At 66.0% G+C, this 512-nt stretch carries 1 protein-coding gene; it reads right to left on the minus strand.

The annotated features are described in order from the left end of the window. Positions 1-512: putative Ig domain-containing protein (locus OZ411_RS43050; RefSeq protein ID WP_282532819.1), on the minus strand; the 512-nt coding region annotated here is incomplete at both ends.

Consider the following 512-nt stretch of genomic DNA (forward strand, 5'->3'; position numbering starts at 1 on the left):
TGGTGTAGCTGAAGGTGTCGGTCACCGTGTTCGTCGACAGCCGCAACGCCTGCACGGCGGAATCATTCTCGTTGATGGTATAGGTGAACGTACCGTTGGCGCTGAGTACGAGGCTGCCGTGCGCGCCGGCGAGCGCGGTGCCGAGCGTGCCCGCTGTCGCACCAAAACTGACCGCGGTGACGGTCTTGGTGTCGCCGGTGTCAGGATCGGTATCGTTGGTGAGGACGTTGCCGGTGGCAGGCGAGCCGCCTGAACCGTTGGCGACGCCACCTTTCTCGGTCGCGTTGGCGACGTCAGCGACAGCCGTCGGCGCGGTGTCCGATGGGCCGCCCGACACTGCGATATTGAAGGTCTCGCTGGTGGCGGCGCCCGCAAGGTCGGTAGCTGTCACCTTGATGCTGGCGGTGCCGACATTTGCGGCCGCCGGTGTGCCGCTGAATGTGCGTGTGGACGCGTTGAATGAGAGCCAGGTGGGCAGGGCGGTGCCATCGGCGGACGTGGCCGCATAGGTC

The organism is Bradyrhizobium sp. Arg237L, from assembly GCF_029990105.1.
Taxonomy (GTDB): Bacteria; Pseudomonadota; Alphaproteobacteria; order Rhizobiales; family Xanthobacteraceae; genus Bradyrhizobium.